Source organism: Reyranella massiliensis 521 (assembly GCF_000312425.1).
GTDB classification, from domain to species: domain Bacteria; phylum Pseudomonadota; class Alphaproteobacteria; order Reyranellales; family Reyranellaceae; genus Reyranella; species Reyranella massiliensis.
Genome location: NZ_HE997181.1, coordinates 3,577,354 through 3,591,414, shown reverse-complemented (window position 1 = coordinate 3,591,414; position 14,061 = coordinate 3,577,354). Strand labels below are relative to the sequence as shown.

Genomic DNA, 14,061 nt, shown 5'->3' with positions numbered 1-14,061 from the left:
ACTGGGAAGTGTGGGAAGGCGGCTTCGTCGTGGAGCTGCGCGACGGCCGCACCGCCCGGCTGGAATGCTTCGCCCTGCTGTTCGACTGGAGCTGCCCCGAGGAATCCAGGGTCGCCGCGTCGATCGAGCCGAAGGGCTACGACGAACGGACCGGCAATCGCTGGGAGCCCGATCATCGTCACTTCGAAGACGGCGCCGACCTGCCCGAGCTGCAGGCCTTCCTGCGCCGGCTTGCGACGATCAACTGAGGAGGGACGCCATGTACATCCGCTTCCGCCGCACCGTGCACCCCATTGAGTTCCTGAAGAAGCACGCCAAGCCGCACGTCATCGTCGGACACTACGATCCGCTCGACCACCAGGACGAGCACGGCATCGGGCCGGTCACCTATCGCATCGCGCTGGGCATCGTCATGAACACCCTCGATCTCGCCGGCGAGTGCACCGACATGATCGATCCCGAGGCCTGCACCCTGAACCTGATGTTCGAGCTGGGCGAGGATGCCGCCAAGGTGTGCCGGCTGGTCCGGGCGACTCCGGCCAAGGCCCTGGCCGACAGCGCCTCGCGCGCCGAGTTCTTCTACGACCAGTCTGTCTTCGAGCGCCTCCGGCCCCTGCGCGATGCCCGCATGGCGGCGATCCGCGCGGCCTACGAACGCGACGAGCCGGTCGAGTTCGTGCCCAGGACCGTCTCGCCGGAGGAGCCCGAGCCCGGCCCGATCGCCGACGACTGGGGCAACCGCGGGCACGCGACGATCATGGGCCGCTTTCCCCTGGGCAACGCCGGGCGTTAAGCTCCGGCCCCATGTGCAATCTCTACACGGTGCGGCTCAGCCGCGACGAGGTGGCGGGCCTGCTGCGGCACCGCCAGCTGATCGGCACGAACTTCCGCGACACTCAGAATGTCTATCCCAACGGCGAGGCGCCGGTGATGGTGGCCGACGGCGAGGGCAGCATCGCCTTCAGGGACATGCGCTGGGGTTTCCCGAAGCCGCCGAACATTCCGGGCGGCGGCTACGTGACGAACGTGCGCAACACGACGTCGAATTACTGGAAGCCCTGGCTGAAGGAACCGTCGGTCAAGGTCGGCAACGACGTCGGCGGCCGCTGCCTGGTGCCGGTGGTGAAATTCGCCGAGCCCGACAAGAACACCGGCATGAAGACGCACGGCACGCCGTCGGTGAACCGCTGGTTCGCGCGGCCGGACGGATCGCTGTTCGCCTTCGCCGGGATCTGGCGCACCTGGACGGGCGACCGCGGCACCAAGACCAAGCCCGACGTCGGCCAGCACACGCTCTATTCCTTCCTGACGACCGACCCGGCGGACGTGGTGCGGCCGATCCACGAGAAGGCGACGCCGCTGATCCTGACGACCAAGGACGAGATCGAGACCTGGCTCACCGCGCCGATGGACGAGGCGCTGAAGCTGCAGCAGCCTGCCAAGTCGGGCGTGATCGTGCTGCTGCCGCTCGAGGAGAAGGCGGAAGGCGAGGCCATGACATCGGCGGCCGACGCAGCGCCGCCGGCGACGTCCGCAGATCCGAAGGTGGCGGCGAAACGGAAGCTAAAGGTCGCCAACCTTCGCGACTCCGACGATGTGGCGAGGGCGATGGGCGGCCGGGGTGGTGCGGATACGAAGACGTAGGATTCAAGCGCTTTCCATGCCGACAGCGGAAGTACCACAATAAGGGGGGCAGATGTTCTTGAATATTGCAGGCAACAAGGTTTTCACGCTGAGCTTCGGTAGCGGACCTCGAACGATCCTTGCCCATAGCGGCTGGGTGGGAAACTTCGAGGACTGGATCGGTGTCCTGGCACCCCTCAGCGCTTCCTGGCGCACGATTGTGTACGATCATCGCGGTACCGGTGAGACCTTAGTTCCTGTGGAATCAATCACGCACGAAGCGCTGGTCGACGATGTGTTCGCGGTGATGGATGCACTCTCGATCCAGAAGTGTGTGCTCGCCGGCTTCTCGCGCGGTGTCATGACGGTCATGCGAGCGGTGCTTCGCCATCCCGAGCGGTTCGAAGGATTGATCCTGATGAACGGCACGGGCGAGGTGCAGGTGCCGGGAGCAACGCCCACTCCTCGAGTCCCGCCGTCCAAATGGCCAGGAGAGACTCATCGCGATCGGCTCAAGTGGTTCATCGATCGGAGCACGCCCGAAGCGGATGTCGAGCATGTCAGGCGCTGGGGGGTAAACATCCTGTCGCGCGCCACCCCCGAAGCCGCCGAAAGGATCATGTCGATGCAGTGGGACCAGCCCGTCGACTGGGAAAGCGAACTGCCTCGCTGGCGACTCCCCACATTGCTGTTGCATGGCGAGAGGGACTTCGCCTGCAATATGGAGACGTGGCGCTACATCAACTCTCTGATCCCTGACAGCAAGCTGGTCGTATTCGAAGGTTCTGGCCACATTCCAGCGATGACCAGACCTCACGACGTAGCCGCAGAGATCAATGCCTTCTTCGGTACGTAGGCGGACATCTCCCTTCTCGGCCCGGAGCGCAATACCTAGGTCGTCTCTGATCCTTCAGAATGACGAACGTTGGGGCGGCGTCGCCAACTCTTCGCCAACCAAGTTGAAGCCCTCAGGGACCTCGAACACGATCTCACCGCGCCGCTTGCAGAGATCGCAGCGAAACGGGCAGAGCTCGCACCTGCGGTCGAGATCCTTGGCTTGAACCCGCAGCGGCATCCAGCGCCGGCAGGGGCGGCAGACCACGTACTGCGCCTTGAAGGTCGCCAGCAGCGCGCGCAACGTTTCCGACGGATGGTGCCACAGGCGGGTCACTCGACCGACAGCTCGCGCACGACCAGGCCGATCGGCTCACCGATCCACATCGGCTTTCCGGGCAGGGGACCCGCCAGGACATCGAGGCACCCGAAGTCGCGGCCGTTGATCCGCACCCGGCCGACGATGTCTAGCGATCGGTATTGAACCAAACTACGTGTCTCTACTTCGTGGACCGTATCCGCACGATCAGTTCCTCCGCTCCTTTCACACCAATTTGCCGATCGTAGATTGGCGCGATAGCACGGGCAAAAGAGTCACGATCAACATCCGAGACGATTTCGACGCTCAGCGACTTAGCCATACTTACCATGTTCAATTCACGTTCATTCCAAAGCGTTCGGTTGTGGAGCACCGACTCCTGCGCTGCGCCCCGAATGATCGCCTGATCTTCTGAAGAGAGGGCATCCCAAAGCTTTTTCGAGAAAATCACCACTCCAGGCGTCATTAAATGATTCGTCTTGCTGAAGTACTTTGCTACTTCATTGTGCCGAGAGGAGACAAATGCTGGCCAGTTGTTTTCCGACAGTTCGACTAAGCCCTTGCGAAGGCCGACGTGGACTTGCTCGTAGGGCATAGGTATCGCGCGCATCCCCATTGTCTGAAATATCGAGGACCAAGGTCCTGACAGAGGGGTGCGGACCTTCACACCAGCCAGGTCATGGACCGTTCGAACAGGCTTCGAGCCGTAGAAGGAGCGCGCGCCGTTGTCATACAGGCAGAGACCGACCAGCCCGTGACGTTCGAGCGCGGCCAAGAGTTCTGTTCCGATTGGACCGTCGATGACCCGCCGCAGATGATCCGTCGATCGAAAGATGTATGGCAACGCGGGAACATGGGCTGCCGGCACAATGCTGCTCAGGGATGCGAGATTGACCCTTGCCAGATCGAGTGTCCCATTTTGCACAGCGCCGATCGCGAAGATCTCGGATGATATGGAATTCGAACCGAGTGACGCGATTTTTATTCGGCCAGAAGTCCGCTGCTCCATGAGCAGGCCCATGTAGGCGACCGCCTGCACCGATGGATGTTCGGCAGCGTACACATCTGCCGACCGCAAATCTAACCCGGCGGCTTTTGCGCAAGGAAGGAAGAGCAAGAGTGCGGTTAGAGCGCTGCGTAAGGTCATTGCATGTTCAGTGTGGATTGGGTGGCATCGGATCTCATAGCGTGAGTCATGGTTGCTTAATTGGCTGTATCGGCACAGAGTCTCGGCCAATTAGGCACTCGACGCGTCGCACGGCGGGAGACTGGAAGTTGGAACGGCTGTTTTCCACCCATGACGTTCATCCGCGCGAGCGATTTGCCTATTGGCACGACGTTGCTTGCAAGACCCTGGTAAACCACCATTCAAAGCCTCATGGGCAACAACCGTTTCACGCGCACCTCGAAGCCGGAAGCTTGGCGGACATCGGGCTTGTGCAATTTGAGACTTCGGCCCTCACAGTGCATCGAACGCAACGACATGTTGCCCTGGCGGGTTGATGATGTCTACCTCTGCCGTCAAATGGCGGGGACCCTGGCGATAGAGCAGCTCACCCGGAATGTAGAGTTGTCGCCGGGGAATATGACATTGCTGGATCCTATGCTGCCCTACATGGCACGGTTCTCCATGGGCGCCCGATTGCTTGTCCTCAAGCTCCATCGCCGCGATTTGGAGGCAAGAGTGGGCAAGACGACCCAATTGCTGGCTCGTATTCTCAGTCCGGCTCACGGTGACTGTGGCCTGACGTCGGGTTTTGTCGCACTTTTACCGGATCATGCAGAACGAATGACCGCTGCGGCTCAAGCGCAAGTACGGGATCAAACGCTCGACCTTGTTGCCACGTCGCTAGGCAGCCTTGCAGGCGGCCCAGTGCGTTTATCCTGCTCGAAACTCGTGGTTCTAAAGAAGGTGTGCCAGGCGATCGAAGCGAGCCTTTCGAATCCTGGCCTTGACCCGGCCGCTGTGGCGGAGAGCGCAGGCGTCAGCATCAGATACGCGAATTCCATCTTGGCACATCGGGAGACATCGATTACGCGACTTGTTCGTTCTCTGCGCTTGGCGCGTTGTCAGGCGGCTTTGAGTGATCCCCTGCAGAGACATCGGACAATCAGCGAGATTGCCTATGGATGGGGTTTCTCGGATATGACCAACTTCAGCCGCGTCTTCAAGGCAGCCTTTGGGATGGCTCCTCGCGAATGGCGGCATCGTATGACGCAGAAGTTGGCTGAGTAACTGCTCATGCTCCATTGCGGGGGCACTGGAATATGCCGACCCCCTGACATCGGACGAGGCAGAGACCCTTCGCGCCGTCGTAAGGGGGTCTCGAGATCCCCGCCTGAGGAGGCGTGACCTGGCAGACGTTTCCGGAGCCGAAACCGTCGAGGCCGCGCAAGCGCTAGAACGAAGTTCGCCACCTCGGCGGATCGGGATCAGGCGCCCTGACCGGGTGCCGGCGCAACGGCAGCCGCTATGGTCGCGACGGCCTTGGCAGGCGTCTCATCAGGGGGCTGGCAGCGATGAAACCACTCCGCATAGGTGGTCTGGGCCCACTCGATGATGTGTTCGACGGCATCGTTCAGCCCGTCGCGCCGGCAGCCAAGATCAGCTGCAACGTTGTAGGCCGCAATCATCGCTGAGATGTGCCCATCCCCCGCGAAGATGCGACGACGATAGGCCTGCACGATGTCGCGCGCGGCGCCAGTCCCGAGCGCCCACTCCATGACTTCGTTCTCTCGCGCGCTGCGGCCGCGCCCGGTGCCTCAGAGGTTCCGGCAGGCCGGCCATCCCGAATCGACCGACCGTCTGCCTGCATGCACGTGCATGCGCACTAGCCCTTGTGCGATTGCAGATTGACAGCGGCCCAAGTCGCCGCCGCCACGGACAGCTCGCATTTGGGGGTGACCATCTGGTGATCAAGGATCATCTTAGCAGGGGCTTACGCCAAGGGCCGGGTGGACAGCTGCCCGAATGTGGGTAGCGTGCTCGCGCGCACTCAAGCGCTCACACTAGGATACGAACATGGCTTCAGGCACTGTAAAGTGGTTCAACGCAACCAAGGGATTTGGCTTCATTCAACCTGATGGCGGCGGAAAGGATGTTTTCGTTCACATCAGCGCCGTCGAGCGGGCAGGCCTCAACGGACTCAACGAAGGCCAGAAGATCAGCTACGAAATTCAGGTGGAGCGCGGCAAAGAGGCGGCAGTGAACCTCAAGGCCTGAGTCCAGAATGCGTGTTCTTGGAAGGCGGCTTCGGCCGCCTTTCGCTTGCCAAGCAGCGGCCTGAACAGCCATCGAATCATTGCCTCTTCATTTTTGCCATCCACAGGCAGAATCGATGTCTTTTTTCCAACCTCTGTTTCGCTAAGCCCCTGTGAGCACGCGACAAGAGCGCTTCTGAAAATCGCAGTGTCGGTGGTTCGATTCCGCCCCTGGGCACCATTGCTCCCATTTCGTACGGCTAAACGCCTTAGACTTCTATCGATGCGCGGGTTGCCTTGACGAAGGCTTTCGACCGCTGCGGGTTTCTGGCATCTCTTTGCGCGGCATCTGTCCGTCGGCCGACGCATCTCCAAAGGGCATTTGCGGTTGATGAGTAGTCCACAAACATTCGATGGGATGACCGCACGCGCCGTCGTTACAGCGACCTCGCATCTGGGCTAAAGCGTTCGCCATGAGCCCGTCTCAACAAGCCAATGTTTCTGCTCGTCTCAACTTGAGCCAGCGCATCGAACGTCTGCTCGATCTGCATCGTGCGGACCCCGCTCACGGCCTCACGGGCTACCAAGCGGATAAGATTCTCGACGCCATCGATCACCTTCAAGGCGGACACTTTTCGGACGGGGAGTGGATGGTGCTGAATGCCGAGCGGAGCGACTTGTTCGAGCCTCGGAACTACGTGCGTCGCGGGGCGCCCATCGACCTCGGCGCGCTGGTGGCGCGGCTCAAGTTGGTGCTTGCCAACGAGGAATGAGCCCGCGCCGTGCGCCGACGGTGAGGCTTGCTGACAGAGGGCCGCCGGCAGCGGTCGCGACTTCTCCTCTCGGGCGACCTGTGGCATCCATGCCCGTATGGGCACGACCGTTGAACCTGAAGAGTCTCGGCGCGAACTTCTCGAACTCACACGTCGGTTCGAGAGGCTCCTGAGTGCGATCGATGGCCATAAGCGCCCCCTGAATCGGCGCGAGAGCTTCCACTTTCAGAACTTCCTTGAACTTCTGAAGCAGGAGCAGTGGCAGGAGGCCGATGCGGCTCTGCGACGTGCAGAGCAGGTGGCGCCGATACCCGCGCAGTTCGCGGACCTGCAGGCCACAAACATTGTTGTGGGAACGAGCGAGCTGCGCACGCAACTTGCTCGAATAGTCGCCGGGGACTAGGGCGAATCCCACGGGGACGCGCTCGCCAAACGGTACTCTCGTGGTGGGAATTCAGGCGACCGGCGGGGTTGGGGCCTCCAGCCGGCACGGCGATTGCCGCAGCGCGTGCTTTAAGTGTAGTGCCCATTTCGCCAGTTTATACATGCATTGTGCGCAATCATGTTATGTCGGATGCGCTGCAGCTGCTGCAGGTGCGAGACGGCTCCGACCGTCGCGGCGACAATGCCCCTTGCAAACAGGGGGAGAAGCGCCCATATCAGCCCAAGTCGATAGAAGGACAAAATTTTTGGCGATGCTTCAGACTTAGTGTCTGCGCTTCGCCGGCGACTTGCTCCCGAAATAAATGCGAATTCGACGGCTTGCCTCGCTTGGGCGGGCCAGCATGACTATGCAGTGAAAGGGTTTTCCCATGACTACGGGAACCGTGAAGTGGTTTAACGCAACCAAGGGCTTCGGATTCATCCAGCCCGACGACGGCGGCAAGGATGCCTTCGTGCACATCAGCGCCGTCGAGCGTGCCGGCATCGGCGGTCTCAACGAAGGCCAGAAGGTCCAGTACGAGCTCGTCTCCGACCGCCGCAGCGGCAAGGTTTCGGCCGACAATCTCAAGCTGGTCGACTAACCAGTTCTGCCGCCGGTAACGGCTGGCAATTTCTCAAGCGTCGAGCCACGGATGTACTGGTGGACGTAGAGAAAGAAGGGAGGCCCCGTAGCGAAAGCTGGCGGGGCCTTTGCTTTTTCAGCGATCGACACCCAGCAGGCGGGCCAGCCCGTCGGCCGTGTCCGACCAATCGGGACAGGGCCGCGAGTTCAGGCCATTTGTGAGCCTTGCTCGCGCCCGCTCGAGGGCATCGACGTCGCTGGCCAGAATACGGATGGCGGTGGCCAGCGCATCCGTGCTGCCGCTCTCGACGTAGTCGATAAGATCTAGCCCGGCTTCCGGAATACCCCCCGCTCTGGACGCAATGCAGGGCGTGCGATGTGCCAGGCTCTCCTGCACGGCCAATCCCCATCCTTCGTCAAAGCTCGGTACGACCGTGAACCTCGCATTTCGGTACAGCGCTGCAAGGTCGCTGTCGGGTGCGTCCTTGATCCACTTTACGCGATTGGCCAGCCAGGGATCGTTCTTGAGCCGCTGGCGAATGGTGTCGGAGCGCCAGCCATCGCGGCCAACCAGTACGCAGGGCAGTGCCGCCACGGCAGGCTCGGACCGAAGAAGCGCGAGTGCGTCGAACAGTCCATCCAGGTTCTTGCGCGGCTCCACGGTACCGACGTGCAGCAGGAAGCGATGTCGCGCCAGCCCGTATTTGGCAAGCACACCGTCGTCGTCTTGCGCCGGCAATGGCACCGGCCAGCCCATCTTTATGGTGTCGATCTGCGGATGGGGCAGCTTCTGCCGATCGAGATAGCCCGCCAACTGGTCGCCGACATAGCTCGACGTCACCAGCCAATGATCGACGGCAGGTGCGAGGCGGTCGAACTGCTCGAGGAACTGTTTGCCGTAATGCGGATGCGTCCACTGCGGGTTCACGGCCGCGATGAGATCGTGGACGAGATGGATCAGCTTTGCGCCACTGCGGCGCTTGAGCGCGATCAGCGCCGGGACGTGGCCGCCATGGCACCAGAAGTCCCCGAGGCCGACCACGGCATCGTAGGCATCGCTGGGTACAATCGTTTGCAGCCTGGAGGGCCGCGCCACCCAGCGTCCGGCGCAACGGCTCTCCCAGAATCGCTCCGTGAAGCTGAAGCCCAGCGCGATGTAGGGCACATGGATCGAGTGCATCTCGCGCAGCAGGCGCGCCGGTTCGGCCAGACGCATGCTTTCGGCGAACAGGCCGCGCAGACGGGCGATCGAAGCGCGCCGGGCCTCGCGCGTGGTCAACCCCGCGATGATGTCCGGTTCGACGACGTAGAACCTATCCGATCCGATCGCGCGCGAGACCAGCGTCACAGACGGGTTCCGGAGCAGCGCAGGCTGGCTCAGGATGCTTTCCATCACGCGCTGAATGCCCGACGGGTTCGACAGGTAGGCGTACCATTGAACCAATCCGGAGACATCGAACAGCACGCGCCGCATACGCTAGTGCCCCTTCTTGGGGGTTCGCGCGAAGGGAACGGTGCGCGCCAGGTAGCCAGCGATCAACGCCTTGCCGCCCGTCGGCAGCAGCACGAGTTGCATCAGCCAGTGAGCGACGACGTCGCCCACGAAGGCGAGATTCATCGGCCTGCCGAGGCGCCGCGCGGCGAGCGCCGCGCCGACGGTCCGCAACACCACGAGCAATGCGACCGTAGCGATCCATCCCAGGACGACGACGAGCGCCCAGCCGGGGGCCACCAGCCAGCACAGTGCGGCAATCGCGAGAATGGCGACCAGCACGGCCGCAGCGGTCGAATAGAACAAGGTCAGGAAGGCGAAAGCCGTGGCCTGAGGCCAGGGCATGCTGCGCAGAAGGGCCCAGGGAAGCTTGCGAAAGACCTGTGCCGTTCCCGTGCTCCATCTTTGCCGCTGCAGCGCGAGCGCCTCGAAGTTGTCCGGGAGTTCACCTGCGGCGGAGACGTCGAGCAGCAGGCGGCATCGCCAGCCCAGGGTGAAGGCGCGGAAGCTCAGGTCTTGATCCTCGGCGACCGAATCGCCGCGCCAGCCGCCGGCCTGGTCGATGGCGTCGCGCCGCCAGACGCCGCAGGTGCCGTTGAAGGTCATGGGCATGCCCGCCATGTTGCGGGCCGCCTGCTCGAAGCCGAACAGCGTGTCGAATTCCAGCGCCTGCGCGCGGGTCAGCAGGTTGCGCTCGCGGTTGCGGTAACCCAGCCGCGCCTGCACGAAGGCCAGGCCGGGATCGGCCATGAGGGCCGCCATGGTCCGGCGCAGGAACGAGGGCGGGGGGCGATAGTCGGCGTCGAAGATCGCGAAGTACTGCGCCTTGGTCCGTTGCTGGCCGGCCGCCAGCGCGCCGGCCTTGAAACTGTCGCGGTGAGGCCGCCTGACATGGCTGATGGCAAGGCCGTTGAGACGCGATTCCTCAACCTTCCGGGCAACGATGGATGTGGTCTCGTCGGTGCTGTCATCCAGCACCATGATTTCCAGCCGGTCTCGCGGCCAGTCGAGCGCGCAGAGCGAGTCGATCGCCGCAGCGACGAGCTTCGCCTCGTTGAAGACGGGAAGCTGCACGCAGACCAGGGGTTCGTGTCCGCGACCGCTGTCAGTCTGTTGGCAACCAGACGGCTCTTGTACCGGGTGCCGATGGCTTCCACGAAGATGGACGGCGATCAGGTAGAGGTCGGCCAGGACGAGCACGCCGACATAGAGACACAAGATCAGGCCTGCTCCAGCCAGTACGGCGCCTAGCAACCGATCCTCTCATCCGCCGGCGCGGCAACCAGCGTTGCAATTCCCGGCAAAGTCACGTCCATTGGCCTCGACCTGTCTATTTAGAGAAGCTGGTAGATGCAAGACCTACAGGCCTGGTTGGCGAAGATCGAAGCAGGTAATGCCGATTTTCGCCGCAAGATCGGCCCGCTGAAAGTCGGCCTGTTCCGGCTGGCCTCCTACCTGCTGGCAGGGCCGCGGCTTGTCGTGTTGGCCCTGACGGGGCGGCTCCAGGCGGTCCGGCCCGGCGCTTTTCAGTGGCCGTGGGTCCCGCGCTGGCCCGGGCTTCTGGCGAAACCCGTCCATGTCGACCGCGATCATGCGTGGACCGAGCGGGTCCGCGCCGCCCGGCATGAGATCCTGGCGGAAATGGACAGCGTACACTCAGGCTTCGCCCGGGCCCGTTACGATTCCGACGAGAATCCCAAGGAGTGGAACACCTACTACTTCTATCTGCAGGGCAAGCCGCTCGATGAGCATCTGGCGGCCTGTCCGCGTACGGCCGCGATCCTGCGCACCTTGCCGCACAACGGCCTGCACATCTGTTTCTCCGCGATTCAGCCCGGCGGTTCGCTGCAGCCCCACACCGGCCCGACCAATGCCAGCCTGACAGCCCATCTCGGTCTCAGGAACTGCGCCGGGACCAAGCTGTGGGTCGGCGAGCAGGTGGCAGAGTATCGCGACGGCGAAGTGCTGGTCTTCGACGACAGCTTCGTGCACTGGGTCGAGAATAACGGCACTGCCGTTCGCTACACGTTGATGATTACCTTCTGGCATCCCAGCCTGACCTGGATCGAGCGCCTGTTCCTCTCGCGTGTGCTGCGGTTGAATCCAGGCTGATCGTTCTTGTCACGACAAGAACACAGCAAACGCATCATCGAGCTGCATGCATTGCATCACTGTGGCAAAGGTGTGAAGAGCTGCCGCGAGGTATGCCTCAACGAGTCGTGAAAAGTTTCTGGAGTTCGGCAAAGTCTGTCCATGGATACGACAGACAGCGCGTCGGACGACCTCGCCTCGTTGCTTCAAGCTGCCTTCGCCGGCGGCTATGTCGCGACCACCAGTAAACGTACTTTCACTGTCTCCGAACCGATCGTGATCGACGTCACGAACAGTTTTCAAGGGCCGGTGGGCGTCGATCTCGGAGGTGCTGCGATCATCTCCAACGTTACGGGCGATGCGCCTGTCATCCAGATCAATGCGGCGCCCGGAGTCGATCTTGCAAATCTCTCGCTGTTCAACTTTTCCATCTATGGCAACGGCGGCGAAGGGGCCGGCATCAGGATCGTCGCCGATGGCGCGGACCGGCACATCCACGATTGGAGCGTGCGCGACGTCACTATCCAACACGTAGGAGGCGCGGGCCTCGACGTCGTCGGTCATGTCACGAAAGGCACCGTGTTCAATGCCTGGATGCATGGCAATGCCGGCGGTGGCGCACGCTTCGCCAATGGTGCGAATGGCGGCGTCGTGGGCGACATCGAATGGTCGGGTGGCGGTTTCCGCAGGAACGATGTCGGCGGTCTGGTCCTCGACGAAGGTGCGCAGGACGTGTCGGTGAACGGCGCCTATTTCGTGGAGAATCTGGGTCCCGGCATCGCCGCTCCCTCGGGCATCGCACGGGTCACCTCGAGCGGCTTCGAGAATAACGAGGGAGCAGCGATTACCTTCAATGGCCACGGCGACTTCTGGGCCAATACCTTTTCGACCTACGGTCCTCAGACCGTTGGCATCAGCGGCGTCCTGTCGGGCAAGGCGAGCATCCTCGGCAGCGACAGCGAGTATTACGGTCCAGGCGAAGACAACACCCTGCTGGCCGACATCCAGGGGACAGGCACTCTTTCTCTGAGCGGCGGCAAGGTGGTGACCGGCGAAGGGGTCGTCGTGAACGAATCCACCGACCTCTCGGATCAAGTGGTCGTGAGCAGGCTCAATGTTGCCATGCCGTCACTGACTCCGGTGACCTCCGAGACGACTGCGCCTGTCGCCGACAGCAACGGCCACGGCGCATTGGAAGTGGCGTTGAGGGCAGCGCTGACGGAGGGCTATCTCGCGCATCTGCCGGCCGATACCTTCGTCGTGACATCGCCTATCGTCATCAACATCGACAGCAGTTCGCCCAGCCCCAAGGGTATCGATCTGGGCGGTGCCACGATCGTCTCGCAAATCACCGACGGATCTCCCGTCATCCAGATCAATGTCGGCGCGGGTGTCGATTTGCGTTATCTGACCCTGTCGAACTTCACTCTTCAGGGGAACGGCCAGGAGGGCGACGGCATCAAGATCGTGGCCGACGGCAACGATCGATGGCTCTACAACTGGACGGTGAGCGACGTGAACATCCGCGATGTCGGCGGGATCGGCCTCGACGTCATCGGCAGCGTGTTCGAGGGCATGGTGGCCAATACGTGGGTGACCGGCAATGCGGAAGGTGGCGCGCGCTTTGCCCATAGCCCTTCCGCCGGTCTGGCGAGTGCGTTGCGCTGGTACGGTGGCGGTGCGCAGGATAACGGTGTTGCCGGCATCATTCTCGACAATGGCACCCGCGATCTCAGTGTCGATGGTGCCGTTTTTTCGGAGAACCATGGCCCCGGCATCGCCGCGCCCTACGGCATCACGTCCGTCGCCGACAGCCGGTTCGAGGACAATCAGGGCGCCGGCGTGGCGCTCCAGAACTACGGCAGCTTCATCGGCAACGACTTCGTCACCTCGGGCGCACAAACCTATGGCGTCGAAGCCTGGCTGCAGGGCCAAGCCATTCTGATCGACAACGCCAGCAGCTATACGGGCCCCGATGCCGATCCGACGGCGTTGGCGAACCTGCAAGGGCTCGGGGTGGTCGGCCTCTCGGGGGACGGCAAGGTCATTGCCGGCCCCACGCTGGAAGTTATGGGCTTCGAGGGTCTGACGACGTCACAGCCTCCCGCCGACCACACACTGCCCATTCTGCAAGAGGGCGTCGGCGTCGACCCGGCCTTGATCAATGGCATCGTCGACGAAGCCTTCCTCACGGGTGACGGATCGATCCAGTTCAGCGTCGAGATGGAGACTGCCGTCTCCGGATATCGCAACACGCTCGGCGCCTACGAGGTCGCGGCGGACGGCACGATCTCCAATGTCCACATCCTGTTTGCCAACACGTTGGCGACCTCGGCCGGCGTGACGGTTGACCTGGGGGTGCCCGCCGCCAATCAGAAGATCGGCTTCTTCCTGGTCCAGGACGGATTCGGCCTCTACGGCAATCTGCCGAGCGATCTCTCGTTCGTGGCGCCCGGCACCGGCATGCCGGCAGATCTCGACGCCGGCCTGCCCCCGGCGCTCCACAGCGCCTCGCGTGGCCCGCTGAGCGCGCCGATCTTTCATTCCTTCTCGACGTTGAACCCGGGCGATGTCCATCAGGTCCTGTCAGGCGTCGCGTCCGGTGGCCGCGAACTCTTGATCGGCTTCGAGGATCTGGCTCGCGCCACCGGCGACAACGACTTTCAGGACGTCGTGATCCGCGTTACGGCCAACACGGATGGTTTATTGGTCGCCTGAATCT

At 62.5% G+C, this 14,061-nt stretch carries 17 protein-coding genes; 11 read left to right on the top strand and 6 right to left on the bottom strand.

Annotated features, from left to right (window positions below):
- The 4 genes from BN60_RS17455 to BN60_RS17440 all read left to right on the top strand — a co-directional run.
- Positions 1-248 (top strand): hypothetical protein (locus tag BN60_RS17455; RefSeq protein WP_177324840.1); only part of this gene is annotated, 248 nt, incomplete at its 5' end.
- An 11-nt stretch (positions 249-259) separates the two neighbouring features.
- Positions 260-793, top strand: coding sequence for a hypothetical protein (locus BN60_RS17450; protein ID WP_020697402.1), 534 nt, complete (start codon positions 260-262; stop codon positions 791-793).
- Positions 794-804: 11 nt separating this feature from the next.
- A complete protein-coding gene (locus BN60_RS17445) occupies positions 805-1,644 on the top strand; it encodes an SOS response-associated peptidase (RefSeq protein WP_020697401.1) in 840 nt (279 codons plus the stop codon).
- 52 nt (positions 1,645-1,696) lie between these two features.
- On the top strand, positions 1,697-2,479 hold the full coding sequence (locus tag BN60_RS17440) for an alpha/beta fold hydrolase (protein WP_020697400.1): 783 nt from the start codon (positions 1,697-1,699) through the stop codon (positions 2,477-2,479).
- A 54-nt stretch (positions 2,480-2,533) separates the two neighbouring features.
- Here BN60_RS17440 and BN60_RS17435 read toward each other — a convergent pair whose 3' ends face one another.
- Genes BN60_RS17435 through BN60_RS17430 form a run of 3 tightly spaced genes read right to left on the bottom strand, consistent with a single transcriptional unit; the run spans position 2,534 to position 3,923 of the window.
- Positions 2,534-2,794: a hypothetical protein gene (locus BN60_RS17435; protein ID WP_043284036.1), complete on the bottom strand. Its 261-nt coding sequence runs from the start codon at positions 2,792-2,794 to the stop codon at positions 2,534-2,536.
- Positions 2,791-2,946 carry a hypothetical protein gene (locus tag BN60_RS30970; protein WP_020697398.1) on the bottom strand — a complete coding sequence of 52 codons (156 nt, stop codon included), beginning with the start codon at positions 2,944-2,946 and terminating at the stop codon, positions 2,791-2,793. Before BN60_RS30970 ends, BN60_RS17435 begins: the two co-directional genes overlap by 4 nt.
- Before the next feature lie 11 nt (positions 2,947-2,957).
- Positions 2,958-3,923 (bottom strand): DctP family TRAP transporter solute-binding subunit, encoded by a 966-nt coding sequence (locus tag BN60_RS17430; protein ID WP_020697397.1) that lies wholly within the window; start codon positions 3,921-3,923, stop codon positions 2,958-2,960.
- Positions 3,924-4,154: 231 nt separating this feature from the next.
- Here BN60_RS17430 and BN60_RS17425 point away from each other — a divergent pair, with 231 nt between their 5' ends.
- A complete protein-coding gene (locus tag BN60_RS17425) occupies positions 4,155-5,012 on the top strand; it encodes a helix-turn-helix domain-containing protein (protein WP_083856164.1) in 858 nt (285 codons plus the stop codon).
- Between the two features lie 197 nt (positions 5,013-5,209).
- Here the strand turns inward: BN60_RS17425 and BN60_RS17420 are convergent, their stop codons facing one another.
- A complete protein-coding gene (locus BN60_RS17420; protein WP_020697395.1) occupies positions 5,210-5,500 on the bottom strand; it encodes a hypothetical protein in 291 nt (96 codons plus the stop codon).
- A gap of 298 nt (positions 5,501-5,798) precedes the next feature.
- Between BN60_RS17420 and BN60_RS17415 the strand changes: the two genes are divergently transcribed.
- The 4 genes from BN60_RS17415 (at position 5,799) to BN60_RS17400 (ending at position 7,775) form a co-directional block, all read left to right on the top strand.
- The gene (locus BN60_RS17415; RefSeq protein ID WP_020697394.1) at positions 5,799-5,999 is read left to right on the top strand and encodes a cold-shock protein; all 201 of its coding nucleotides are present in this window, start codon (positions 5,799-5,801) and stop codon (positions 5,997-5,999) included.
- A 451-nt stretch (positions 6,000-6,450) separates the two neighbouring features.
- Positions 6,451-6,750, top strand: coding sequence for a hypothetical protein (locus tag BN60_RS17410; protein WP_148283454.1), 300 nt, complete (start codon positions 6,451-6,453; stop codon positions 6,748-6,750).
- A 97-nt stretch (positions 6,751-6,847) separates the two neighbouring features.
- Positions 6,848-7,153, top strand: a complete 306-nt coding sequence (locus BN60_RS17405; protein ID WP_020697392.1) for a hypothetical protein — start codon at positions 6,848-6,850, stop codon at positions 7,151-7,153.
- A gap of 409 nt (positions 7,154-7,562) precedes the next feature.
- Complete coding sequence (locus tag BN60_RS17400; protein ID WP_020697391.1) at positions 7,563-7,775, top strand: cold-shock protein; 213 nt, start codon at positions 7,563-7,565, stop codon at positions 7,773-7,775.
- Between the two features lie 117 nt (positions 7,776-7,892).
- On the opposite strand, the gene BN60_RS17395 is transcribed toward BN60_RS17400, so the two are convergent.
- Both BN60_RS17395 and BN60_RS17390 read right to left on the bottom strand, forming a co-directional pair.
- Positions 7,893-9,230 (bottom strand): glycosyltransferase family 4 protein, encoded by a 1,338-nt coding sequence (locus BN60_RS17395; protein WP_020697390.1) that lies wholly within the window; start codon positions 9,228-9,230, stop codon positions 7,893-7,895.
- A 3-nt stretch (positions 9,231-9,233) separates the two neighbouring features.
- On the bottom strand, positions 9,234-10,322 hold the full coding sequence (locus BN60_RS17390; protein ID WP_020697389.1) for a glycosyltransferase family 2 protein: 1,089 nt from the start codon (positions 10,320-10,322) through the stop codon (positions 9,234-9,236).
- 276 nt (positions 10,323-10,598) lie between these two features.
- Here BN60_RS17390 and BN60_RS17385 point away from each other — a divergent pair, with 276 nt between their 5' ends.
- Both BN60_RS17385 and BN60_RS17380 read left to right on the top strand, forming a co-directional pair.
- A complete protein-coding gene (locus tag BN60_RS17385; RefSeq protein ID WP_020697387.1) occupies positions 10,599-11,360 on the top strand; it encodes an aspartyl/asparaginyl beta-hydroxylase domain-containing protein in 762 nt (253 codons plus the stop codon).
- A gap of 141 nt (positions 11,361-11,501) precedes the next feature.
- Positions 11,502-14,057, top strand: coding sequence for a DUF4114 domain-containing protein (locus BN60_RS17380; protein ID WP_020697386.1), 2,556 nt, complete (start codon positions 11,502-11,504; stop codon positions 14,055-14,057).
- Positions 14,058-14,061: the final 4 nt, after the last annotated feature.